We start from the raw sequence: 952 nt of genomic DNA, 5'->3' as shown, positions 1-952 counted from the left end.
GTTGCCACTATCACCGGCGTAGACGGCCCGGGCTTTGAAAAGCTGGAAATCAAAGACGGTTCGGCGACGGCTAAAGTAGTCGACACTGAAACTGCCTCGACTGTGAGCCTGACCGGTTCGGTACAGAACGAAGGTTCGACGGCGCAATACGTCTTCACTGCCACCCTCAGCCACGCCTCCCAGGGCGTGACGACGATCACCACCGACAAAGGTGTGATCACCATTGCCGACGGTGAAACCACCGGTACCCTGAAGATTGATGCTGCCAACGGTGAAGACGTCTACACCGACGGCAGCTCGTTGACCGCCACGATCACCGGTGTAAACGGTCCTGGCTTTGAAAGTCTGGGTATTAAAGCGGGCAGCGGCTCTGCCACTTCGACGGTGGTGGATACCCTAACCCCATCGACTGTGAGCCTGTCCGGCTCGCAGCAATTCGAAGGCCCATCGGCGCAATACATCTTCACCGCCACCCTCAGCCACGCCTCCAAAGGTGTGACCACAATCACCACCGATAAGGGCGTGATCACTATTGCTGATGGCGCAACCACCGGCACCCTGAAGATCGATGCTGCCAACGGCGAAGACGTCTACAAAGACGGCTCCGAACTGACTGCCACCATCACCGGCGTGAACGGCCCTGGCTTTGAAAAGCTGGAAGTCAAAGACGGCAGTGGCTCCGCCACCGCGAAGGTCGTGGACACCGAAACCGCCTCCACCGTCAGTCTGTCCGGCTCGGTACAGAACGAAGGTTCGACGGCGCAATACGTCTTCACCGCCACCCTGAGCCATGCCTCCCAAGGCGTGACCACGATCACCACCGACAAGGGCGTGATCACCATTGCTGATGGCGCAACCACCGGCACCCTGAAAATTGATGCGAGTAACGGCGAAGACGTCTACACCGACGGCAGCTCGTTGACCGCCACGATCACCGGTGTAAACGGTCCTG

At 59.0% G+C, this 952-nt stretch carries 1 protein-coding gene; it reads left to right on the top strand.

Annotated features, from left to right (window positions below; translation table 11 throughout):
• Positions 1 to 952, top strand: a 952-nt coding sequence (locus DM813_RS28335; RefSeq protein WP_206617343.1) for an immunoglobulin-like domain-containing protein, incomplete at both ends; no start/stop codon positions are given.

This window comes from Pseudomonas alkylphenolica, from assembly GCF_004025535.1.
In the GTDB taxonomy this organism is placed as follows: Bacteria; Pseudomonadota; Gammaproteobacteria; order Pseudomonadales; family Pseudomonadaceae; genus Aquipseudomonas; species Aquipseudomonas alkylphenolica_A.
This window is presented reverse-complemented; position numbering and strand designations above follow the sequence as displayed.